Consider the following 20,515-nt stretch of genomic DNA (forward strand, 5'->3'; position numbering starts at 1 on the left):
CATACCTTTACACTAAAAAGTTAGCTCTACTTTACTAAAACAATATCAATAACTTCCAAAATCAATGTATACAACCCACTGCTTCAGTAATGTTACTAAATCCATCTCTTTTTACCAATTCTGCAAGCTCCAGATTGATTTTGTTCACAACTTGATGCCCCTGATATACGAGAGCAGTGTACAGTTGTACTAAAGAGGCTCCTGCCTTTATTTTTTCATATGCGTCAATACCACTTGAAACTCCCCCACATCCTATCAATAGAATCCTGCTCTTAGTAAGCTTGTACATATCACTCAATAACTCGGTTGAAAGTTGAAACAATGGTCTGCCGCTCAACCCACCACTCTCATTATAGTAAAAATCTCGACTTATCGCAGTGTTGCTTACTATTAAGCCGTCAATTTTATATTCTAGTGTAAGCTCAGCGATATTTTCTTTTGTTTGCTGATCTATATCTGGAGAAATTTTTAATATTATCGGTATGGATTCAGAGCTATCGATTGATTTCCGGGTTAGAGTGATAGATTTCAACAATTTGGATAATTCTTGTTTATTGTGCAAATCGCGCAAGTTAGGTGTGTTTGGGGATGAGATGTTCAGTACTATATAATTGCTCTTTCCATATACTATCTTTATTAAGTCAACATAATCGCTGATTTGGTCCTTTGATGTACTGTTTCTTCCTATATTTATACCAAAAATACAATCACCAAGTTTAGTTTCACTTATCTGTTTAAGAAAATAGTCTACTCCTTTATTATTAAATCCCAATCTATTAATTATTCCTTCATCTTTAATTAATCGAAAAATTCTCGGTTTTTTGTTTCCATATTGGGGATGTTTAGTTACAGTACCAGACTCAATAAATCCAAAACCAAATGAGAGCATCGGCTTTACAACTTCCGCATTTTTATCAAAACCTGCAGCAAGACCTACAGGACTCCTAATTTTATTACCAAAAAAGTTTACATTTAAAGACTTAGGTAGTTCTATAGGTTTCCTACAGGGCATCTTTTTTAACGCCGTTATTACCAAGGAGTGAGCAATTTCAGGCGGCAGTAAAAACAATAAATTACGTAATATCATTTTGTAAAACACTTTGCTTATTTTTAGTTTATTTTTTACCATGCAACAAGAATAATTTAGAAAGCTTGAGGTTTATCAAAATAGAAGTATATAGTTTCTATGGGTAGTAAAAACTAATTTTTCTGAAGGGAAACCAGAACTTGATCAGTATTTTTATCTACTAATTCGAGGTAGCCAAATTTGTTAATTTGAGATTTTATTAGTATAGGAATCTTATTTCGATTTAAATAAAATCCCTGTTTTGATTGTTTATTAATTCGCAACCTTACATCCCCATTTTTCCAAGCAAGCATCTTATTTATTCCAGATTTTTCTTTACAATTATCTTCATTTACAAATCCTAAGTATTCATCTTCTGAAGAAGATATTGCAATCTTGCATATTCTATACCCTACCCAATTCCCTAGATATGGATCAGTATCGTCTTTTTCGTGAAGCTTGAACTCTCCTTTGACATATTCCCATGGAGCTTTTGCATCACCTACCTTTTTTAGAAAGAGTACGTCCTGATCAAAGTTTATAATGGTCCTTGTATGAAATGTTGTTAAGCTTGTGTCCCATAATAGTTTTTCTGTGATGCTAAAATGCTCTTTATCCTTTTGCATATTTTGAAATGATACGATTATCACATCTGCTCCAACTTCTCTTCCATAGTTAACATATTGACTAGCACGCCCATGTTTGGCTGTGAATGATGACTTACCTATTAACAGAAAGTCATTAAATAACGCATTATATATAGTCTGTGCACTGTAAGCTGTACCGACGTAAACCGGCTGTTTGTTGGATGAAGGGTACTTTTCTGGTGCAAGATGAGTATACGAGCTCTTTAATAAATAGTGAAAAGTGCAACTGGTAAGCAAGAAGGGCAAACCAATCAATAATAAAACTTCTGTTAATCTCTTTGGCATTTTACTGCTTATATTTTGAATATAGTATCTTATTTTTTTAAATATTTCATTAAAAGCCACACTTCTTGTTAAAATTTCAGAAGAAAAAACGATCTAATTGGAGTAAGAGGCCGGGACCGGAATTGAACCGGTATAAAAGGATTTGCAGTCCTCCGCATAAGCCATTCTGCCACCCAGCCGTTTTTTTATGCGTAGATATTAATTATATCTTTTAGCATAGATAAAGCATCCTCTTTTTTTCTTTGAAAAGTGTTGCGCCCGATAATTGAACCATTACCACCACCTTGCTTAATTTCTTTTGCCTCATTGTATATATCATCCACTGACTTTGACTCACCACCAGAGAAAACTACTATTCTTTTTCCTGCAAAGCAAGACTTTTTAATATATTCAATTCTTTTAGATAATGATTCAATATTTTCTATTTTTTCTCTTTCCAGATGATTGGTTGGAAGTTTTACTTTTATTATGTTGGCACCGAGCAAAGCCGCTATATGCGCAGCATAAGCAATCACATCAACTGCTGTTTCACCTTCTTTGGAAATCCCTTCACCACGTGGATAAGACCATAGCACTACAGCAAGGCCACAAGATTTAGCCTCAGCTATAATTTTGCGAGCTTCTTCCATCATATCAAAACACTTAGCAGAACCAGGATATATAGTAAACCCAACAGCCATGCAGCCCAAACGCAGCGCATCTTTTACAGAGGCAGTTATTGCTTGATCTGAAGTTAAGCTTTTTGAGTGCAAAGAGTTAGCGCTATTAAGCTTCAAAATAAGTGGTAGCATTCCAGCATAAGTTGAAGCACCAGCTTCGATCATACCAAGCGGAGCAGCGTATGCACTTACTCCTGAATCAACTGCAAGCTGAAAATGATAATGTGGATCGTAAGCATCAGGGTTAACTTCAAAACTTTTTATTGGTCCGTGCTCAAATCCCTGGTCTACAGGGAGAATTACTAACTTGCCAGTTCCACCAAGTTTCCCATGCATAAGAATGCGAGTAAGATTCGCTTTTACTCCAGGGTTTTCACTTTCGTAGTAACTTAGGATTTGTTTTACTTCTTCACTCATTAATATCTTCAAATTTACTCAAAGTGTAGCAAAAACTATAGTTGAAGCAAAGACCTTTTTATGCTCTTGTTCCTACGCCTATATTTAAAGGTGTAACTTTAGGATCGGTGGTGTGCTGTTGTGGTTTTTCTTGAATTAAATCTTCAAAATACATTTTAACAATAGGAAGAATGAGCGGCATAAGCACTAATTTATAGTCATACCATGCAAACTTTTCCTTGTAGCTAAATTCTGCATCTTCTTCGTATAAACGCTGGATGCAGTGCTCACTATATAATTCAGAAGCTTTTATAAAAGTTCTAAGTAAAGCAATAAGTAATAAATCCAATGCTAAATTAGCCATAAGCACCATTCCATATTGAACAGGCCAGCCATTTTGTGCAATTTCCGACGCTAAACTGCACACAGCAAACGCTGCTGCTATACATATCACATAATTATCAGCAGCAATAAGTAAATTGTATCCCCTATTTAACCTATCTAGATTTTTTTCTTGTGAGCCTCTTTGTTTACTTGCTGCATAGATAATACTACAAAAGGATATAATAAATAACCATGGCCAAACTCCGATGCTGAATGCATAAAATTTATAAGCAATGTTTTGTACTTTGCCACTGTTAGCAAGTTGCGATAAGCAATATTTGACTTGAGGCGACGGACCAAGTACCACATTTGCTAATATAAAAAATAAAAGCGCTCTATTTATAGCTTTGTTTCTACGTGATAGAATCTCATCGATTTTTCCTTGTTTTTCCTGCACTTCTCGCTGTAATGGTATAGATATGCCAGCTGCTTTTAAGTCGTTAAGATATTGCTCTAGCCTATCTTTATCTGCACTAAGTTTTTTAAACTCTTCTTCAGCTATTTTTTTCTCTTTCTCTCCTACTACTTTATCAGGGTGACATTTTAATGAAGCTCTTCTAAAGCGCCGCTCAACTAACTTAAGTACATCATCAAACTCCTGACTTATTACTTCTTCCGCTTTTATTCCCAGCCTTGAAAATAAATTCCGTAAATCTTGATTACTGTAATATTGATTTCTGGTTAAACTTGCCACTATAGCCTCATTAAAAAATAGTGACTATACTACAAATTTAATACTCAAGCAAGAATTTAAACTATATCAAAAGCAATTCCGTGTTTACCAATATAAATCCTTAATTTCTTTCCTTTAATTAATCGACGATTCAGTATTTCTTCAGCCAAATGACTTTTTATCTCTTTTTCAATCAGCCTCTCTATTGGGCGTGCTCCCATTTCTTTGCTATAACCTGTTTGCGCAAGATAAGACTTTACTTCTTCTTCCACTGAGCAGCTTATACCCTTTTGCACAAGTTGTTTTTTTAATTCCTGAATAAATTTATCCACAATGTGCAAAATGACATCCGCATCCAAATCAGAAAAGGAAATGACTGCATCAAGACGATTACGAAATTCAGGGCTAAAAACCCGTTCCATTGCTTTTTCGCTGTCACTGATGTTGAAGTTTTTATACCCAAAGCCAATAGAACTTTTGTTACGTTCAAATGCCCCTGCATTGGTTGTCATAATTAAGATCGTATTGGAAAAATTAACCTTACGTCCGTAAGTGTCTGTAACACACCCATAATCCATGATTTGTAGTAATATATTATAAATATCACTATGAGCTTTCTCAATTTCATCAAGAAGTACTACGCTATATTGATTATTAGATACAGATTCTGTAAGCAATCCACCTTGGTCGTAACCCACATATCCAGGAGGGGAACCAATCATTCTAGATATTGTGTGAGGTTCCATATACTCAGACATATCAAACCGAATAAGGTTCATACCCATATTTTGTGCTAGCTGCTTCGCAAGCTCAGTCTTACCTACACCAGTTGGCCCTGCAAAAAGATACTTTGCCAAGGGTTTATTGTAACTTCTCAGACCAGATTTAGCAATTTTAATAGAATTAACGAGAAACTCTATCGCTTGCTCTTGACCAAAAATGGCCCTATTGAGATTTTCTTTCAAAGATTTTACTCTTTGCATATCATCAAACCCGCAAGGTACGTTTATAATCCTAGCGATAGTACTCTTAATGTCTCTACTGTTTATAACTTTTCGCCTGTTTTTTTGTAACTTACAATATGCCCCTGCTTCATCTATAACATCAACTGCTTTATCAGGTAATATTCGCCCAGTGATATACTTGTGTGAAAGTTCAGCTGCAGATTTAATGGCATGTTTCGTGTAATACACTCCATGATACCTTTCATAGTAATGCTTTATACCATCTAGTATCTTTACTGTATCATTAATAGAAGACTCTTTTACATTAATTTTTTGAAACCTCCTTGCTAATGCTTTATCCTTTTCAAAGCTATTGCTATATTCTCTATATGTAGTTGCACCTATACAACGCAACGCACCTCTTGCAAGTGCAGGTTTGAGCAGATTGCCAGCATCAAGAAAGCTGCCACTTGTTGAACCTGCTCCAATAATAGTGTGTATTTCATCAATGAAAAGAATAGCGCCAGGTTTTGCCTCAATTACTTTTATTATAGATTTTATTCTCTCTTCGAAGTCACCTCTATAGCGTGTTCCTGCAAGAAGTGAGCCTAAATCCAAAGCATAAATTATGCTCGATCTCAGTGCACTCGGAACACTACCTTCAATAATTTTCAATACCAAGCCTTCAACTATTGTTGTTTTACCAACACCTGGTTCTCCGACATATAAAGGGTTATTTTTTCTGCGTCTTAGCAAGATTTCTATAGTGCGATTTAATTCATAATCACGACCAATGACATAATCTATTTTTTTGCTTCTTGCATAATCATTTAAATTTCTACAATAATTTTGCAGAACTTCTTCATCTTTTAATAATTCACCTTTATTTGCTACAGTAGAGATATCGTTATTCTTATCAAGTTTTATCTTGCGATTAGTTACATATTCTTCTATATCACCTGAATATTTTATATTGGATATGTTATAAATCAAATTAGAATCCTTTGCATTCTGTTTGCGTAATAGCTCTTCAATGTATAAATCTTGCTCAGACAGAATCTCTAATAGAATACTTGCTCCATTTATTTCTTTTCTTCCCAGACGATGAGCTCGTATCATGGCTTTATGTACTATGCGTTGAAATAGCACATCAGGCTCAACTTTGTTGACAGTTAATTCGGAGTTGTCTTGTAAAAAACCTTTTGTATTATTACCATGATCATTCCTTAATATAATATTATCTATATTTATGATTTCACCAGCTCTGATGTTACATCTTGATAAAACATAATTTACATCCACATCTTTGGTTAATGCTAGCAACAAATGTTCCACTTTTGCATATTTAAGCTTACAATCAGAAGCAATCTGTAACGCTCTATTTAAACTTGCCTCCAAATTTTTAGAAATCATCTATTATCTTTAAAAGTGTAAATTTATATATAATTAGTAGCACACAATTATTAAAAAAACTGAAATCTAGCAGCTCGTTGTAGCCAAATTGAATGAAGCTACAGATTATAGTCCACACAGCCTAACATTATACCGTTGTGATAATCTCAAAACGTTATAAGCAGCAGAATTAAGATTATCAAATTGTAGGTAAATCTAATTTGGGCTAGCTATATATTCTTTCTACCATCCTCCAATCACTTCACTTTGCAGCAAGCTTACTGGAGCTTTTAAAGAATAGAAGAATAGTTAAGTACATTAATACGCTTTTTCTAGTACTCTGCTTTTCTTCTTAAATACATTGATCTTTTTTCTACCGTATTTAGCCTTTTACGTACTTGGCCTTTTAAAGATCTTTTTGCTGTTACGTTTTTGAGATTGCATACTACAATCAAAATTTGGCTCTCCTTCTTTATCTGCTAGTGCAGGCAGTCTTCTCTTATCTTGAGGTGTAACAAAAGATAATGCAAATCCTTCAGCTCCCGCACGTGCAGTTCTACCTATACGATGAACATAATCAGCTTGCGATTGTGGTACATCATAATTGATAACATGTTGAATGTGCGGAATATCAAGGCCGCGAGAAGCAACATCTGTTGCAACCATGATTTGATTGCGGCCACGACGAAAAGAATTAATGACTCTTTTACGCTTGTGCTGCCTTAAATCACCATGAATTGCCAAAGCGCTATAGTCATCTTTGTGCAATTTGTCAGCTAGCTGATCCGCTCCTCGCTTTGTTTTGACAAAAATAATGATCGATCCTTTGCGCTGACATAATTGTGTAATAAGTTTTCCATATTTTTCTGATTCTGATGCATAAACAATTTCTTGCTTAATTTTTGCAGAAGTTGTAGCCTGACAATCAACAGAAACACGCTCTGGCTGATTAAGGTACTTCTCAGTAAGTTTAACTATATCACTAGGAAGAGTTGCAGAAAACATAAGAGTCTGACGTATTTTTGGCAGATATTTCATGATCCCTTCAATTTGAATTCCAAAGCCCATATCAAACATACGATCCGTTTCATCAAGTACAAGAGTGCTGACATTGCGAGTAATCAAAGCTTTACGCTCAATATGATCTATAATACGACCAGGAGTACCTATTATGATTTGTGGTTTTTTCTGAAGCTGATTTAGCTGCCTAAAAATAGGCTCACCTCCAATCAACAAAGCGACTCTTAGTACAGAATTTTGAGATAAGAGTTTTCTTATCTCATTTGTTACCTGATGAGCAAGCTCTCTGGTTGGCACGATGACTAAAGCTGAACCAATGCTTGGCTCATTCAGCAATTTAGCAACCAGTGGAATAGCAAATGCCAAAGTCTTTCCAGTTCCCGTTTGAGCAGATCCAAGAATATCTTTGCCCTGGAGAGCTAGAGGAATCGCTTGCATTTGAATCGGGGTTGGAACACAAAGATTATTTTTACTTAGAGCTTGCCTAAGCAAAGTTGGAAGCCCCATTTCATGAAAATTACTCACAATACATTACCCTATTAAAAAGCTTCACGATAGACTAATCTTCTAATCTTAAATTTATTGCAGACTTTTTATCTTCCCCGTTCCTACCACGCTCCTCTTTAAGCTCATAACTTACTCTTTCCCCTTTCATTCCTTTCTTTTTATCCTCTCCTCGAAGTGCATCAGGTCTTATTCCTGAACGTTCTAATGTACTAACATGTACAAAAACGTCCTCACCTTTACCTTCTGGCTTGATGAAACCATAGCCTTTTTCAACATTAAACCATTTTATATTACCAAATTCCATATGGATAACTCCTAAACTACTAACTAATATTATTAATGTGATGAAAAACTTTGAAATTACGATTTAGAATGCTTTAAGCTTAGTTACTGCAACTAAACTTCTATACTCCATAGTCTATTCTTAACATTACATAGTAATAGTACACAATTATTGTACTTAATGCAACTAAAATTTTTAACCACCAAGTGAACCTGCAACTGTCATTTCACTAACTTTAATCGTTGGTGAATTAAATTGCCCACAGAAAGTTAGATCATTTGCAACAACCAAATTGCTAAACATATCTTTCAAATTGCCAGCAACAGTAATTTCGTGTATTGGGTCAGTTATTTTACCATTTTCTATAAAAAATCCGCATGCACCTTGACTATAGTCGCCATTGATTAAATTAACACCAAAACCAAATAAATCAGTTACATATATTCCTTCTTTTACTTCCTCAATTAATTCCTTAAATGACCTATTACCATTTTTGAAATAGAAGTTACTAGCTGAAGGAATAATTGCAGCATTACTTGTACGAGTTGCATTTGCGGTCGTTTCCAAGTTTAATTTCTTAGCCGAATATAGATCTAAAATCCAGTTTTGTAGTACTCCATTTTTTACAAATTCATTTCTCCTACTCATCATTCCTTCCCCATCAAATGGTCTTGATGCTATACCTCTTGGTAACAATGGATCATCGATAATGCTAATCTCAGTATTAAAAATTTGAGTATTTAAACTATTTCTCAAAAAAGAGCTATTATTTACAATATTGCTACCATTTATGGCAGAAGCAAAGCTCTTTACTAGCTCTTTTGCTGCTCTTTTTTCAAAAACAACCGGAAATTTGCCTGTCCTGATTGTACATGAATCCAATTGATCTATTGCTCTTTTTGCTGCTTCTTTCCCTATTGACTCCGGTGTTTTTAAATCACTGAAGTTGCATGCTACATCGTAATCGTAGCCTATTTTCATTTCACTCTTTTCTCCAGCAACAACAGAAACCTGATTAACAAAAGTTGACTTACTAAATGAACCAACAAAACCAGAAACGGTTGATAATACTGTATTTACTGAAGTATGTGAAGATGAAGCTCCTTCGGAATTAATAATATTTTTATGTGCAAGAGCTGAATTTTCTGCAGCTTCAGTAATTTCTTTTAATTTATCAATTGTTACAACATTATTATCTGAGATATTTAAATCTGCAGAAGAGATATAATTACTGCCATCTACAGCAAAACTAATATAAGGATCTTCCTGGGCATTCTTTGCCATTTCCACCACTTGGCTCACTGCACTACTAAGATTATTCAAATCGTTTGTGGAAATATACGCAGCTTTGTTCTTACCTGCTATAGCTCTAATTCCGACAGTACAGTTTCTAGATTGTGATATTTGTTCAATTTTTGACAGACGCTGAGAAACCGAGGTCTTATTAGTTTCATATATTGTAACTTCTGCGTCTTGATTCTGCTTTTTTATTAGTTTAGTGATATCTGCTGCAATATTTAATATATTCATTTTTCATTCCTTGAGTTTCTATAAAGATTCTGCACCACCTATAACTTCAATCAAATCAGTTGTAATTGCTGCTTGACGAGAACGATTATAAAGTAATGCTAGTTTATTTAGCATTTCTTTTGTATTTCTGTTTGCTGATTCCATAGCAACCATCCTAGCACTATTTTCACTTGCTGCACTTTCAAGTAAAGCAGAATAAAGAGCAGCTGTAACATAATCTTGAGTCAAAGATTTTAAAATAAACTCAATATTTTGTGGTTCATACTCATAGCTGTAATCTGTTAGAGGACTAACTACAGAATTATCAATTAATAATGAGTCTTTACTCCATGGTTTTATTGTTTCTAATATTGGCTTTTGCATGAAGGTATTATAGAATTTACTGTAAAAAACCTTAACTTTATTGTATTTACTTAGATCTATATCACTAACCAAGGCTTCCACACGCTTTAGTGTGATTCCCTTACTATTTTCAACCTTCAAGATATTTTTAGAATTAAATCTATTTTTGCCTGTCTCAAAAGCTTTCTTACCAAAAAAAACAATGTCTACTTTCTTATCATTTGCAATTAATTTGTTTATATGCTCCTGACTGAATTTAACAACAGAGGAGTTAAAGCTGCCACATAAACCACGATCAGATGCAATAATAAATACTAGGAAAGAATCTTCATTATTGATATTTAGAATTCTTGCTAGTAACTCTTGATCCGCTGATAGCGCTAGTGAAGAAATAATGCTATGCAGCTTAGATATATGCAATTTTGAATTTGATAATTTCTTTTGGCTTTGTAATAATTTTGCTGCAGAAACCATTTGCATTATTTTCGTGATTTTCTGCACAGACTTAATATTTTTAATTCTTAAGGATAATTCCTTTAAGCTCTTCATTTTGTATATAATTCTAATTTATTAAAATATATAACTGGTAATGTCTAAAAACAAGTTTTTTTGACATTGGAGTCAAACCTAACTAAGAAACTCACAGATTTACTGTTTTGAGATAAAGATTATATTAAAGCAATCTCGATGTAAAAGTATCACACCTTATGGAGTCTTATAATATAAGGTAAATACAATTAAGACTATTGCAACTTGAGCACTTATAATCCCATTGCTTTAGCTCTTTATTACAATCAACACATTTCCAACCTGGATCAGGCACAGCTTCTGAGTCCATCTTATTTAGCCAGTAAATTGCTTGATCATACTCTTGTAGCATAATCTTGAGCTGTACCATAACAAGGTAGATTGATATGTAATTAGCTTTTTTCATAGCAATATCTAAATGCTGACTTGCAAGATCATATTTCCCTAAGCTAATTGAAGACAAAGCAAGCAAGCAATAACTAAAATAATAATCAGGGCGTAAGTTATATAGTCTTTCAGCGCCTTTATTATTTAATTTGATATACATTCTAGCTGATTGAGGAGTAGGATTTACTCTATACTCTTCCTCTAATACTGTGGAAGCTTTTCTGATTTTTTCAAGCTTGATATATAATTCTGCCTTTAAATAATTGATGGGCTGAAAAGTTGCATAATAACTTTGTGCTTTAGCTAAATAATCTATAGCTTTGTAAAAACTTCCTTTGCTTTCGTATTGCTTTGCTAAAGCGCAATAAAAAACCGCTAACATCTTTTTACGATCAAAGGGAAGAAAAATATTGAATTTGATAGCTTCCTTTAACTTTGAAATTGCATTTATCCAATCTTCTTGCAATATACAATGCTCTATTTGAAAGGGAATAGACAAAATTTTATCATTAATTGAACTAGAGCAATATTCTATAAATTTTTGAAAGACTAACCTTTCTTGCTTTAGGTGAATAATCAGTTTATTGATCAGAAGTAGAGCTAAGTTGCGATTTTTACTTGCAATACTCGTTAAATTATGGCTGAAAAAGCTGTAATTTCCCGTTTTACCTGAATTAAAGAGCTTTACTAAAGATAATTTATCACTTTCTTCATTTAGATTTTTAATTAGCTTATTGGTGTTCTCTATATTACCTAAGTCTAAGCTAAAGAAAGCTTCAAAGAGAAGCAATTCTTCCCTACTTCTTCTTCTATTTTTTATGTTAGCAAATGTTGATGAAATAGAAGAACAAAAACGTGCAACTGCAATCAATAAAAATAATAAGACTACGCAAGCAAGAATAACGAAATATAGATCAATACTTATAGTGTAATTGCCTAATTCCAATTTTATTACTTCACCACTTACCTTGATCCATATGCCAAATAAAAACGAAAAAGCAAAAATTATAAAATAAATCATGAGATGTATTGTAATAAGTGACGATATATTATTGAAGTATTCTTGAAAGCTACAATAAAATCATTCAATTTATTAAGCCATGGTTTGAATTCTGGGTATGTTAAGTCACTTATTGCGGTGGCTATGCTCTGCCAATCATTATCGCTTATTAATTCTTCAATTTCCGCAAGCTTTAACCTGAGTGGATCACTACGATCATCTATCTTTATCCAATTTGAAATGATTTTTTTAAACAAGTTACTTTTATTGTAGTTAATAACAGTCATGTTCTTCTCAAAAGACAATTTCAACCCGCATAAAGTATCTACTTCTTTCAAATTTTCCAATTCATTTACTGCATTTTCTATTTCTGGATCGTCAAGCTCTGATATCAAAGGCTTTATTGAATTTATATGATTATCAAACTTGGCTTCTTGCAATAACGAATTCTTCATCTTAATCACAAGTAGCAGCAACTTTGCGAGGTTCTTATGCCTTGAACTACCGTCACCTTGCTCACATTGAGTGTGCAGATTTCTCTTTAAATCAAATATCTTTTTCTCTACCTTAATTTGATTAACTTCAAGCAACATTTTAAGTTCATCTATCTTTTCCGTTACAATACTTATACTATTTTCACTCTCTTGCTGATTTATTTTAAAAAATATTATGTTATTTATTGTAATATAGCTAACAAACAACAATATAATTAAGAACCAACCTATGCATTTTCTCCAAGTATCATTCATAACGTAATATCTCCACAGGATCTTGAGCAGCTGCTTGTAATGCAGGAGGAATTGTCGCTAAAAATGATAAGAACAATGCAAGTGCAGAAATGTTAATCACATCTTGAGAGACTAATATCACTGGCAAACTTGAAAAAAAGTATATCATAGGATCAAACAGTTTGATGTTGGTAATGTTTTCTAAAAACACTCTAATACTTTCAATATTGAGAGAAAAAACAACCCCTATAATAGAGCCAAGACAAGTTCCTGTAAAACCAATCAGCAATCCACAAGCACAAAATATGCGCATAATGCTTCCGCTTGTTGCACCAAACGTACGCATAATTGCAATTGCAGATTTCTTTTCTTGCACTATCATCATCAAACTTGAAACAATATTGAATGCTGCCACAACTATAATCAAAGTAAGAATTAAAAACATCACATTTCTTTCAGTTTTTAAAGCATTAACATAATGGCTTTGCTGAGATTGCCAACTTTCAGCTTTCATTCCTGTTTCTTCTACTATAGCATTTGCTAGCTTATTAGCCGCAGCAATATCGTCTATAAACACTTCTATATTTCTCACACTATCTTTATAATTAAAAAAAGCCTGAGCTGATTTCATGGGCATATACATCAAGGTATTGTCGTACTCAAACATACCCATATCAAATATTGCTACAACTTTATATTCTTTCATTTTTGGTATTTCACCAGACAGTGCATCAAATCCTTCAGGTGATATAAGCATAATGTTATCACCATAATCAATATTCAAAGCTTCTGCTAATCTTGCCCCTATTATGATACCCTCATCGAATTTTTCCACGTTACCCATAATTACATTATTCTTAACGGTAGTATTATTAAGTAAGTCTTTAGTTGACACACCACGGACTACGCTACCCACAATTCCACTATTTGCTGCAACGATCACTTGATCATTGGTCATAGAAGTAGCTTTTAATACACCTGGGATTTTCTCAATAGATTTTAACACTGCGTGGTAATCTGAATTTATGCTTCTATCAAAGTAAACATTAATATGACCATTAATGCCAAGTACAGAGTCGAGCAGCTTTGCTCTGAACCCATTCATTACAGACATTACTACTATTAGCGTTGCAACTCCAAGAGCAATACCAATAATAGAAAACAAGGCCATTATAGAGCAAAATCTAGAATTCTTTGCTCGCAAATAGCGAATAGCCATAGTAAATTCAAAGGCAATAGACATTATACTAAGATTTAAATATCATACTTTTTATGCTTCATATAACTGTAATTTTTCCTTTACCTCAAATTAGGTTGTCTAAATTTAGCAAGCTTATAGAATATATTCAATATTCTATATTAAGACCTTCCATATATATCGTCCAATCTTACTATATCATTATCAGATAAAAACTTTCCTACCTGAAACTCAACTATCTCAAGAGGAAATCTTGTACTTTTATTCTCAATTTTATGAAACACCTTCCTTGGAATCTCTACTACATGATTTTTTGTTATAGCATATGTTTTGTCATCTAAACTCACGCATCCAACCCCTGATAGTATTATATGGTACTCATCTCTATAGTGGTGAAATTGCTTAGAAGTGCAGCTCAGTGGATTTATAAAAAGGTATTTTATAAGAAAATCCTTGCCCATTAAAACTACACTATAAAATCCCCATGGCTTAATCTCTTTCCTTATTGGCTTTACTTCCTTAACTTTATTAATGAACAACATTAGGCTCTTACTTGGCCGTTTATAAACTCTACCTAGTAAATTTTTTGCATCATTTTCTGTCATCAAAACTGGCTCTCTTCCTTTGGTTACAGCTTGAAACGACTCAAAATTCTTATTAAATCTCTTACTTAACTCTAAAACTGAACCCCAAGTGCCAACATCCATCCAATCGAAATTGGCTTCTATCATTACAATATTTTCTGCTTTTTCTATCACTAGGTGATCAATAGATGTATCACCCATTCCTGCACAATTTTGCTGTTCTAAATACAGAAATCTCTCTCGTGATACAAAATGCTTCATACTTTCACAACATAAATTATAGAGAGTCGGAGCAATTTTTTTTATCTCATCTATATAGCGTTTTGCTCTAAACACAAATATTCCAGAGTTCCAATAATGATCGTTACTTACCTTACGCTCGGGTTTTTCTGTAAAATCTTTTACTATATGACATTTTTCTTTCTGACCATATACTGCATTTATATAGCTGTATTCAGAATTGAATTCATGAGGCTTTACCCCAAAAGTGACTATAGAGTCAGTTTCAGAGGCTAGCTTAGACGCTTTCTCAATAGAAACATAAAAACTATTCAAATCACCTATAAAATGGTCTGAAGGCAGAACTAAGATTGTCTCGTTCCTATCGCAGAGAAGCACAGCAATTAGTGTTGCTGCCGCTGTCCCAATTTTAACTGGTTCAAAAACTACTTTACATTCCTGTAATGAATGTAATTCCTGCATCAATAATGACTCATATTGTATATTTGTGGTAATGATGGGTGGCATATAATCGCCTTTTAGCCTCAACAAAGTGTTGTGAAACATAGTATTCTGACTAAATATTTTCTGAAATTGCTTTGGCTTAGATAGAGGCCAAAGTCTGCTGCCACTACCACCACACAGTATTACAGGGCGCATTTAATTAAGATATTAATTATTTGATTAATATCTTATACTAACGGCAAAATGCATGCAAGTTTTTATTGTGAGATGATTAAAGTAAAAAGTAATTTAAAGTGATGGTTGACTACGAGCATTATGGAATCCCTACATTTCGTGATGAGTCTTGTCTTCTTTCTATCTCTCTATCAATATGAGGAGTGCTGCTTTTTTGATTAACGGCTGCAGCTATTTTTTTATCAGTTTTGTTTTGCGGCTTCTCCTTTAAGCTTTCTCCAACACCTGATTCTCTGGATTTATCTATACTTTCACTACTTTTATTCAGCGCCTTTTCCAAGTCTCTTTCAATACCTGGACTTCTAGCGTCAAGCTCATCCCATGTGCCCACTATACTGAGTGGCTTATGATCCTTCTGCTTCGGCTTTGGCCTTTCCCCATTTGTAACAACATTAAAGTCGCTTTTTATTTCTTTCCAACATTCTTTCAATTGGTGTTTCGACATAGTAAGATAAGCATCACCATACTTTTTCTCATTTGCTACAAATAATAAAATTGGAACCTTAAGTATTGTAGCTCCCATATTTACTAAATTTTTTACTACCACTGCAGGAGTGAAAAAAAGATAACCAAAAGATTTTGCAACTCGATTTTTTCTAGCTATCAAATTCTCTCCTAATTTTATAGGAATGAAAGTCAGCAGTCTAGCACAAATCTTAGCTAAACCCGCAGCAAAAACAATAGGAACAGATATCAGACTTTTATCTAGCTCTAGACTACCATTTTGATCTCTAATTTCTGAAAAATTAGTGCTTAATTTTTTATAATTACTAGTGTATAGTAATTCTCCATTTTTTACCTTTTTCATTAGCACAGAAGAGTGAGTTAATTCAAACGGATATTTAGGATCATTAGTTTTTTGAGCTTCGAAAATTGGCACGTGTTTTTTCAAATCCATTCTCGAAAAGCCTAATGGCTCAAAGTATGACTTACTTAACCAATCTATAGGAATTTGCTTATCCTGATTGTCTATATAATTGATAGTAAAATAAGATCTATCATTATCTTTATCTTCGGTAACTAAAGATAATCTGAAACTTGGTTGTTTTCCATTCTCATCTTTTTGACCATACAAAAGTTTATAGGTTGGATTTTTATCTTTATCTAGTATAGCATTTCCATGCATATCCCTGTTTTCTATGATTTTAGCAGACTGTACAATTTGATCATAATTTTTTGGATACTGGCATTTCCTCCCATCCTTATATACCATTACCTTTCTAAGATCTTTGACATAAACTTGAGACTCAGATGAACTAAATAGATCCTTCACTTTTAGCGTAAGGTCTGTTCCCCACTTTTTCAATGTCTCTAACATATTGCTAAACCAAAATCACTATAGTTCAATGATAAAACTAGTACACTAATAATATATTAACACAGAATTGGCAATTTTACAAGAAAATATGCCTGTAGAAGACAAAGATTGTAAAAGCGAGGATTATATAAGTAATGCTCGACAAGTACTTTATACAAGTAATCGTAAAAACTCTTAGAGGTACACTGTGTATGTAATCTTCGCACACTACTTGCATTCCAAGAACTGCATGCCAAAAAATGCAAAACACCAGTATAACAAAAAACAAAAGCTCTAGTGGATGATTAATAGCCTGAAATAATCTTTCATTAAAAGATAAAGGGCTATCAACATAAAATGTGCAAGAAAATGAGTAAATAAACCAAGGAAATAAAAATAACAAAATCACCGCAGAAACACGCTGGATCCACCAATGATGTACTGAATTTACAGATTGACTCATATAAATATAAATAAAAAAGCCATAGTAGAAAGAAATAGCATTATTGTTAGTAACATAGCACTTTTTAAAACACTAGCAATTTCTAAATTAAGCCCAGCATCCCACAATAAATGACGAATACCATTAAGAAAATGATACACAAAGCTTACAAAGCATAAGATATAAGCTAATTTAGCAACAGGAGTGAACAATAATGCATTTAAGCACCTTACTATAATTAACTTAGGGGAGTAAACATATAATATAAAATACCAAGAAAGTATGATTAATAAAAGAAATAGCAAGATACCAGTCAATCTATGCATAATAGAAAAAAAACTAGTAACTTGTACTTTATATATTTGTAAATATGGGGAAAGAGGCCTATTACTCATAAAATTTCGTTATCGAGAAATTAAAAAATAAAGTAGAAGTAAAGACAGCAGTATAGTACATAATGACACTATTATTTGAAATGGTGAATTACGTACAAAGCCTAAGGAGGTAATCCAGCTGCAGATTCCCCTACTGCTACCTTGTTACGACTTCACCCCAGTCACTGATCCCACTTTAAATAACTCCTTCCTTGCGGTTAGGCCATTAGCTTCGAGTGAAACCAATTCCCATGGCGTGACGGGCAGTGTGTACAAGACCCGAGAACGTATTCACCGTGGCATGCTGATCCACGATTACTAGCGATTCCAACTTCATGTACTCGAGTTGCAGAGTACAATCCGAACTGAGATGTCTTTTAGGGATTAGCTTAGGCTTGCGCACCTTGCAACCCATTGTAGACACCATTGTAGCACGTGTGTAGCCCACTCCATAAAGGCCATGATGACTTGACATCATCCCCACCTTCCTCCAGCTTATCACTGGCAGTTTCCTTAAAGTACTCAGCATTACCTGATAGCAACTAAGGATGAGGGTTGCGCTCGTTGCGGGACTTAACCCAACATCTCACGACACGAGCTGACGACAGCCATGCAACACTTGTGTGAAATCCGGCCGAACCGACCCTATCCCTTCGAATAGGTATGATTTCCATGTCAAGAAGTGGTAAGGTTTTTCGCGTTGCATCGAATTAAACCACATGCTCCACCGCTTGTGCGGGTCCCCGTCAATTCCTTTGAGTTTTAATCTTGCGACCGTAGTCCCCAGGCGGAATGTTTAACGCGTTAGCTGTAATACAGAAAGTAAACTTCCCATATTTAACATTCATCGTTTACAGCGTGGACTACCAGGGTATCTAATCCTGTTTGCTCCCCACGCCTTCGCGCTTCAGCGTCAGATTTGAACCAGATAGACGCCTTCGCCACTGGTGTTCCTCCTAATATTTACGAATTTTACCTCTACATCAGGAATTCCTCTATCCTCTTTCAATCTCTAGATTAATAGTTTTAAAAGCAATTCCAAGGTTAAGCCTCGGGATTTCACTTTTAACTTATTAACCAGCCTACGCGCCCTTTACGCCCAATAATTCCGAATAACGCTAGCCCTCTCCGTATTACCGCGGCTGCTGGCACGGAGTTAGCCAGGACTTCTTCTGTGAGTACCGTCATTATCTTCCTCACTAAAAGAGCTTTACAACCCAAAGGCCTTCTTCACTCATGCGGCATGGCTGGATCAGGCTTTCGCCCATTGTCCAATATTCCCCACTGCTGCCTCCCGTAGGAGTCTGGACCGTATCTCAGTTCCAGTGTGGCTGATCATCCTCTCAGATCAGCTATAGATCATTGCCTTGGTAGGCTATTACTCCACCAACTAGCTAATCTAATATAGGCTCATCTAATAGCAATAAATTTTTCCCCCGTAGGGCGTATACGGTATTAGTTGCCGTTTCCAACAATTATTCCGTACTACTAGGTAGATTCCTATACATTACTCACCCGTCTGCCACTAAGTTATACCATAGCAAGCTACAATATAACTCCGTTCGACTTGCATGTGTTAGGCCTGCCGCCAGCGTTCATTCTGAGCCAGGATCAAACTCTCAAATTTAGACTTCAACCTATAAAAGGTTGAGGGTACATCGGATAAATCCGACAAAAAATAATTTAGCTTAATACTGCTGTCTTTATTTCTACTTTAGAAATATTTTAATCTCCAACTATTCAAACAACCTTAAGAATATTATTATGTGATATAATCACTATGTCAATATGTTTTTGCAAATCAAAAGCATTAATGTATAAATATATAACTATTTGGAATATTACCATGAAAAAATACATCTTTCTGCTTGCTCTCGCGCCAATGTTAGTTGGCATCACATTATACTTATTGCGCAACATTGATAACACAAAACAATCTATAACTGCAGGTGACAAGTTTTACGAAGTATTATTCTTAAAAAAAGATAATAAGTCGCTGCTAGAAGAAATAGATTCAAATTGGGAGTATTTAGCAAATTTTGAACGCGCATTCAATCATATCTCAGATTCAATGCCAACAGACACAGCATCTATTATTTATAATGATTTGGCAGACGATAAAGATGCTCCTGATGTTTTGCGTGAGTTAGCACAATACTTAGAAGTAATGAGCTTACTTCACTCCAGCGTTGAAAAAACAAATAAAGATAAAATTAGTAATTTAGAATCAAATGCAGTGTACCCTTATTCAAGCCAAGAAGCTATCGCTATAGTAAAGATACACAGTAACGACATTAAAGGTGCAATTGAAATATTGCATTCATTATTAAATGATAGAGAATGTCCGACTCTAATCAAGGCCAATGCACAAGAATTACTTCGGATATACGAAAACTAAAAAACTTGCTTGCATAACAATTTGGCAGCGCATCTGATGAAATAAAGAACTTTACTTGACAAACCTCCCTATTTTATTATGGCACTAAAAGTATTTATGACTCAAAATTTGTTTTTGACTGTAGGATCAATCACAAAATCCAGTAAAAACTTAGGTGTTTATTGGTAGATTACGTAAAATTATAGCGGTTTTTTAAATTTTTTCTATACTCAGCCAAGTCGCGCTTGTTAGAACATTATTACAGCACCACTTACAGTAATATAGAGTCAAAATTTCACTACTCAGAGGTTCCTTTTACCTTTTTATTTAGTAAGACTTCTCTATATTTATAGTTAATATATCAAAGAATAAACTTCACTAGCAGAATGTCATTCTAGCACTAAAATGACAAAAAGAGAATAAAATCGTAATAGCTATGTATCAAGCACCGTTGTGTATTTTCTCTATATTTTAGATTACTTTGTTTACCCCCCTACCTTTACCATTCAGATACGCAGATAGTTACTACAAACCGTAAAGATGTTTAAAAGAAA

The 20,515-nt window shown here is 34.2% G+C and carries 17 protein-coding genes, 1 tRNA gene and 1 rRNA gene; 1 reads left to right on the plus strand and 18 read right to left on the minus strand.

Annotated features, from left to right (window positions below):
* Nucleotides 1–61: 61 nt before the first annotated feature.
* The 18 genes from OM962_RS03100 to OM962_RS03185 all read right to left on the minus strand — a co-directional run bounded on the left by OM962_RS03100 (nt 62) and on the right by OM962_RS03185 (nt 19,211).
* Nucleotides 62–1,129, minus strand: coding sequence for a quinone-dependent dihydroorotate dehydrogenase (locus OM962_RS03100; protein ID WP_264330777.1), 1,068 nt, complete (start codon nt 1,127–1,129; stop codon nt 62–64).
* Nucleotides 1,130–1,200: 71 nt separating this feature from the next.
* Nucleotides 1,201–1,998, minus strand: coding sequence for a hypothetical protein (locus OM962_RS03105; RefSeq protein WP_006015735.1), 798 nt, complete (start codon nt 1,996–1,998; stop codon nt 1,201–1,203).
* Nucleotides 1,999–2,105: 107 nt separating this feature from the next.
* A tRNA-Cys gene (locus tag OM962_RS03110) sits at nt 2,106–2,177 on the minus strand.
* Nucleotides 2,178–2,183: 6 nt separating this feature from the next.
* Nucleotides 2,184–3,074, minus strand: a complete 891-nt coding sequence (locus OM962_RS03115) for a class I fructose-bisphosphate aldolase (RefSeq protein WP_006015733.1) — start codon at nt 3,072–3,074, stop codon at nt 2,184–2,186.
* Between the two features lie 58 nt (nt 3,075–3,132).
* Nucleotides 3,133–4,131, minus strand: a complete 999-nt coding sequence (locus OM962_RS03120) for a molecular chaperone DnaJ (RefSeq protein ID WP_264330778.1) — start codon at nt 4,129–4,131, stop codon at nt 3,133–3,135.
* Nucleotides 4,132–4,187: 56 nt separating this feature from the next.
* Complete coding sequence (locus tag OM962_RS03125; RefSeq protein ID WP_264330779.1) at nt 4,188–6,467, minus strand: AAA family ATPase; 2,280 nt, start codon at nt 6,465–6,467, stop codon at nt 4,188–4,190.
* Between the two features lie 369 nt (nt 6,468–6,836).
* Nucleotides 6,837–7,973: a DEAD/DEAH box helicase gene (locus OM962_RS03130; RefSeq protein ID WP_264330780.1), complete on the minus strand. Its 1,137-nt coding sequence runs from the start codon at nt 7,971–7,973 to the stop codon at nt 6,837–6,839.
* Nucleotides 7,974–8,025: 52 nt separating this feature from the next.
* Nucleotides 8,026–8,277 carry a cold-shock protein gene (locus OM962_RS03135; RefSeq protein ID WP_006015726.1) on the minus strand — a complete coding sequence of 84 codons (252 nt, stop codon included), beginning with the start codon at nt 8,275–8,277 and terminating at the stop codon, nt 8,026–8,028.
* 174 nt (nt 8,278–8,451) lie between these two features.
* A complete protein-coding gene (locus OM962_RS03140) occupies nt 8,452–9,786 on the minus strand; it encodes a TldD/PmbA family protein (protein WP_264330781.1) in 1,335 nt (444 codons plus the stop codon).
* 18 nt (nt 9,787–9,804) lie between these two features.
* Complete coding sequence (atpG, locus tag OM962_RS03145; RefSeq protein ID WP_264330782.1) at nt 9,805–10,677, minus strand: ATP synthase F1 subunit gamma; 873 nt, start codon at nt 10,675–10,677, stop codon at nt 9,805–9,807.
* A 166-nt stretch (nt 10,678–10,843) separates the two neighbouring features.
* Complete coding sequence (locus tag OM962_RS03150; RefSeq protein WP_264330783.1) at nt 10,844–12,064, minus strand: tetratricopeptide repeat protein; 1,221 nt, start codon at nt 12,062–12,064, stop codon at nt 10,844–10,846.
* The gene (locus OM962_RS03155; RefSeq protein WP_007302451.1) at nt 12,061–12,792 is read right to left on the minus strand and encodes a hypothetical protein; all 732 of its coding nucleotides are present in this window, start codon (nt 12,790–12,792) and stop codon (nt 12,061–12,063) included. Before OM962_RS03155 ends, OM962_RS03150 begins: the two co-directional genes overlap by 4 nt.
* Nucleotides 12,785–14,014, minus strand: coding sequence for a lipoprotein-releasing ABC transporter permease subunit (locus tag OM962_RS03160; protein ID WP_006015719.1), 1,230 nt, complete (start codon nt 14,012–14,014; stop codon nt 12,785–12,787). Before OM962_RS03160 ends, OM962_RS03155 begins: the two co-directional genes overlap by 8 nt.
* A 116-nt stretch (nt 14,015–14,130) precedes the next feature.
* Nucleotides 14,131–15,432, minus strand: coding sequence for a sugar phosphate nucleotidyltransferase (locus OM962_RS03165; RefSeq protein ID WP_264330784.1), 1,302 nt, complete (start codon nt 15,430–15,432; stop codon nt 14,131–14,133).
* A 118-nt stretch (nt 15,433–15,550) separates the two neighbouring features.
* Nucleotides 15,551–16,789, minus strand: coding sequence for a hypothetical protein (locus OM962_RS03170; protein WP_264330785.1), 1,239 nt, complete (start codon nt 16,787–16,789; stop codon nt 15,551–15,553).
* A gap of 76 nt (nt 16,790–16,865) precedes the next feature.
* Nucleotides 16,866–17,231 (minus strand): succinate dehydrogenase, hydrophobic membrane anchor protein, encoded by a 366-nt coding sequence (gene sdhD, locus OM962_RS03175; RefSeq protein ID WP_264330786.1) that lies wholly within the window; start codon nt 17,229–17,231, stop codon nt 16,866–16,868.
* Entirely contained in the window at nt 17,228–17,605 is a 378-nt protein-coding gene (sdhC, locus tag OM962_RS03180) for a succinate dehydrogenase, cytochrome b556 subunit (protein WP_264330787.1), read from the minus strand. The genes sdhD and sdhC overlap by 4 nt, the downstream gene beginning before the upstream one ends.
* Before the next feature lie 102 nt (nt 17,606–17,707).
* Nucleotides 17,708–19,211 (minus strand): 16S ribosomal RNA (locus tag OM962_RS03185).
* Between the two features lie 153 nt (nt 19,212–19,364).
* On the opposite strand from OM962_RS03185, the gene OM962_RS03190 reads away from it, so the two are divergent.
* Nucleotides 19,365–19,982 (plus strand): hypothetical protein, encoded by a 618-nt coding sequence (locus tag OM962_RS03190; protein ID WP_039950891.1) that lies wholly within the window; start codon nt 19,365–19,367, stop codon nt 19,980–19,982.
* The last annotated feature ends 533 nt before the right edge of the window (nt 19,983–20,515 follow it).

The sequence above is a fragment of the Wolbachia endosymbiont (group B) of Erebia ligea genome (genome assembly GCF_947179575.1).
Taxonomy (GTDB): Bacteria; Pseudomonadota; Alphaproteobacteria; order Rickettsiales; family Anaplasmataceae; genus Wolbachia; species Wolbachia pipientis_C.